This window comes from Mesotoga sp. HF07.pep.5.2.highcov (genome assembly GCF_003666285.1).
Lineage (GTDB): Bacteria > Thermotogota > Thermotogae > Petrotogales > Kosmotogaceae > Mesotoga > Mesotoga prima.
Map to the genome: position 1 here is coordinate 1 of NZ_JFHJ01000666.1, position 3,972 is coordinate 3,972.

The 3,972-nt window shown below is 43.9% G+C and carries 3 protein-coding genes; all 3 read right to left on the reverse strand.

Translation table 11 applies throughout. The features are described 5' to 3' along the window. On the reverse strand, window positions 1-1,073 hold a 1,073-nt coding region (locus tag BG32_RS14170), incomplete at its 3' end, for a Xaa-Pro peptidase family protein (RefSeq protein WP_147435085.1). 35 nt (window positions 1,074-1,108) lie between these two features. Continuing rightward, window positions 1,109-3,553: a DNA mismatch repair protein MutS gene (mutS, locus tag BG32_RS14175; protein WP_183084349.1), complete on the reverse strand. Its 2,445-nt coding sequence runs from the start codon at window positions 3,551-3,553 to the stop codon at window positions 1,109-1,111. A 77-nt stretch (window positions 3,554-3,630) separates the two neighbouring features. Continuing rightward, the coding region (locus BG32_RS14180; RefSeq protein WP_183084348.1) for an ATP-dependent Clp protease proteolytic subunit at window positions 3,631-3,972 on the reverse strand (342 nt) is incomplete at its 5' end.

Here is a 3,972-nt window from a genome sequence, read left to right on the forward strand (position 1 = left end):
AGAATCTTCAACTCTCTATCTAGATTAGTTAAAACCTCAATCCCATTTTCACAAAAATAACAATCATCTTCTATTCTAACCCCAAATTTCCCGGGAAGATAGATACCCGGCTCGACTGTTATGACTGCTCCGGCAGGAATAGGAGCAGAGTTCTTTGGAGACAGACCTTGACCATCGTGAGTGTCCATTCCCAGGCTGTGCCCAAGACCGTGTCCAAAGTAATCTCCGTAACCAGCCTCTTCAATTATACTTGCAGCCAACTCATGCACGTAACTGCCTATCACGCCTGCCTTAGCGACTCTTTTAGCTTCTGTTTGGGCCTTAACGACTGTCTCGTAAACTTTTACCATTTCATCCGTCACATTGCCTATACTGAAGGTTCTTGTTATGTCAGAGTTGTAACCGTCTACCCTTGCACCGAAGTCAATCAACAGAAAGTCTCCGATTTGAAGCTTTCTCTTGGAAGGTCGCCCATGCACTATGGCGCTTCTCGGACCGCTACCTACAATTGTTTCAAAGGCCAGATAACCACCGCGCTTTCTAATTTCGTATTCGAGGGCGGCACAAATCTCTTCTTCCGTCCTTCCCGGACGAATGAAGTTGAGAGTTTCAGTTAGTGCATCTTCTGCGACTTTGACAGCGGCTTTTATCTTCTCTACTTCATCGGCAGTTTTAACCATTCTCATGTCTTTGAGAATAGAGTCTGCGGGTTCCAATTGCACTCCAAGCTGAGAAAAAACCCTTTTGTAGAGGCCAAAACTAATAGTCTCTTCCTCGAATCCGACGTGATTGGCTCCATCGTCGAGTAAAGCGGCCTTAATTATATCCTTAAGCTCGTCTCCGTTTTTGTAAGGAATAAGTTTGAATTTTGATTCCATTTCAACTTGAGTGAAATACCTTGAGTCGGTCACTATGTACTCACTCTTAGGTGTTATGATTAGAACTGAAAAGGAGCCCGAAAAGCCAGATAGATACCATGAACTGGAACGGTTGCTAGACTCCATGTTGTACAGCACAAAACCGTCAAGATTTCTCTCCTTAAGCTTTTCACGAAATTGCTCAATTCTCGACATGATCAACCTCCGGATTGCCGAATTCTTTGTGTACCCTAAAACAAACTGATTTGGTTCCTGTTCATTTTCCCTTTCTTTGATTGTCTGATTTCCCTGAGGTCTTCGGCGGTTAGCACTCGCACTGCTTTGTCCAATGCCGATTGTTTGGAAATGACCCTTAGAATCTCTTTAGCTCTCGAAAGGACGGTCTCGGGAACACCGGCCAGCTTTGCCACTTCTATTCCATGAGAACTATTCGCTACACCGTCGATCACCTTATGGAGAAAGATAATTCCCTTTTCCGTCTCAACTATGCGAGCTGTCTTGTTCTTTATACCTGGATACATGCTAGAGAGTTCAGTAAGTTCTGTGAAATGAGTTGCAAATATCGTGTGGCAACCAATCGCTTCATATATGAATTCCGAAACTGCCCATGCGATTGAAATCCCATCAAACGTGCTTGTTCCTCTACCAACTTCATCCAGGATTACTAAGCTATCTTCAGTGGCCTTAGATAGAATCGTTGCTGTCTCCATCATTTCAACAAGAAAAGTTGATTTGCCGCTGGCAAGTTCGTCTCTGGCGCCAATTCTAGTGAAGACCCTGTCGTAAATCGGTAGCATCGCATCTTTTGCCGGTATGAATGAACCCATTTGAGCCATTATTGAAAGCAAGGCTACTTGTCTAATGAAAGTGGACTTACCGCTCATATTTGGCCCAGTTACGATGAAGAAGTTCTCGGAGCTATCCATTGATATATCATTTGGAGTGAAATCAGGCACAAACCTCTCAACTATGGGATGTCTAGAATTCGAAATTCTTGCACTTCCGTCAGCGGAAAAGCACGGTCGGCAGTAATTGTATTTTCTGGCAACAAGAGATAGTGATTGCAGTGCATCGATCTCAGACAGAACTATCGCTGCATCTTTGAGTCTTTGCAGCGAATTCATAAGCTGCGAACAAACACGAAGGAAAAGTGCTTTCTCAAGAGATTGTATTTTCTCGTTTGCACTGAGGATCTTGTCTTCGAATTCCTTGAGCTCCGGAGTTATGTATCTCTCTGAATTAACCAACGTTTGCTTTCTTGTGTAGCTTTCAGGGACCTTTCCGGACTGGCTTTTTGGAACTTCGAGAAAGTATCCGAAAACCTTGTTGAATTTCACCTTCAACGAAGGGATTCCTGTAGATTTCTTTTCGCTAGTTTCAATTGCCCTGATCTTTTCAACGGAGTTATCGAGAAGATCACGGAGAGAGTCCAGCTGAGCGTCGAACCCCTTTCGGATAACATTTCCGTCTCCTATGGAGGAAGAGGGTTCATCAACAATACTGCGCCGCAGCAATTCCAACTCATCGGGAAAAAGTTCGAATCTTTCGCAGAATCCTTCAAATGCCGTTTCGTTAGAAATCAGCTCTTTTATGTATGGGAGAACAGCAAGAGAGGTTCTGAGAGATTGAAGGTCTCTCGGTGTTATCCTTTCCGTCGAGAGGCGACTCGTTATCCTTTCGATGTCATAAACACTGTGAAAGTATTCTCTCAACTCATCGAGAAGGTGACGATCGGAATAAAGGGCTTGAACTACGTCTAGCCTTTCATCGATTTTATGCCTGTCAGTCAAGGGCGAAAGCAGCCACTGCCTCAGCCGTCTTTTTCCCATCCCTGTGATCGTCTCATCAAGTATTTCCAAAAGAGAACCCTTTCTCTCGAGACGAAAGAGATTAAGATTTTCAACTGTAGAAGCATCTAGCTGCATCGAATCCGTTTTTCTGAGAATTCTTGGGAGTGAAAGATGCTTCAGGGGAGAGAAATTTATCGTTTCAAGGTACTTAAACAAAGCGCCTAGAACCTCAACTTGCTTATCATCAAGTTCGAGATGGTCGATAGAGGTAATCGAATAAAACTCCTTGACATAGTTAATGCCTGAAGATAACGCAAAATGCCAATCCTCAATTATTTCAACCATTGATGATGTAACCCCGGCGATTTCCTTCTTCAGGTCTTTCAAGCTTTCTCTTAAAAGAACCTGAGAAGGTTGGCTCGCTACAATAAAGTCCTTTAGCGAAATTAGGTCCTCTGCTTCGGATATTGTGACTTCACCTGTCGATACGTCAGTCAATGCGATTATGAAAAACTCTCCAGACTTGCCAATAGCGATTATGTAGTTGTTTTCAGCTTCGGGGAGCAGTTCATCTTCGACTATCGTTCCCGGCGTAACTACTCTCGTCACTTCTCTCTTAACGAGTCCTTTTGCAAGGGCTGGGTCCTCTGTTTGATCACAAATGGCAACTTTATGGCCGGAATCTACTAGTTTTTTCAGATAACCATTGATTGAATGGTAAGGTACTCCCGCCATGGGCACGCCATTTCTTGAAGTAAGAACAATCTGCAGTTCGTTTGAAACAAGTTTTGCATCGTCCAGGAACGTCTCGTAAAAGTCTCCAAGTCTGAAAAGAACGAGACAGTCCTTATAGTTGTTCTTGACTTCCAGATATTGCTTCATCATCGGTGTCAATTCCGCCACTTCGTTCACTCCGGATACACCAAAAGCCGGCGCTCAGCGCCGGCCGGTTGTTTTCTTTCTTATTCTTTCGTCTTTACTTTTGCCTTCTGCTCAATTACCTTATCTATCATTCCGTATTCTACTGCTTCTGTCGAACTCATGAAGAAATCTCTGTCGGCATCTTTTTCGATTTTCTTTATTGACTGCCCCGTATGCTTGGCAAGAATCTTATTGAGTTCGTCTCGGAGATAAAGAATCTCCCTTGCTCTTATCTCGATGTCTTTTGCTACACCTTCGGCACCGCCAAAGGGCTGATGAATCATCACCCTTGAATTTGGCAGCGCAAACCTCTTCCCTTTCGTTCCACCGGCCAGAAGGATCGCACCCATAGAAGCAGCCATCCCGATACAGATTGTCGAAAT

Bases quoted from the DNA above. Each gene is read 5' to 3' on its own strand.
- mutS (WP_183084349.1), bottom strand. From the start codon at position 3,553: ATGATGAAGCAATATCTGGAAGTCAAGAACAACTATAAGGACTGTCTC.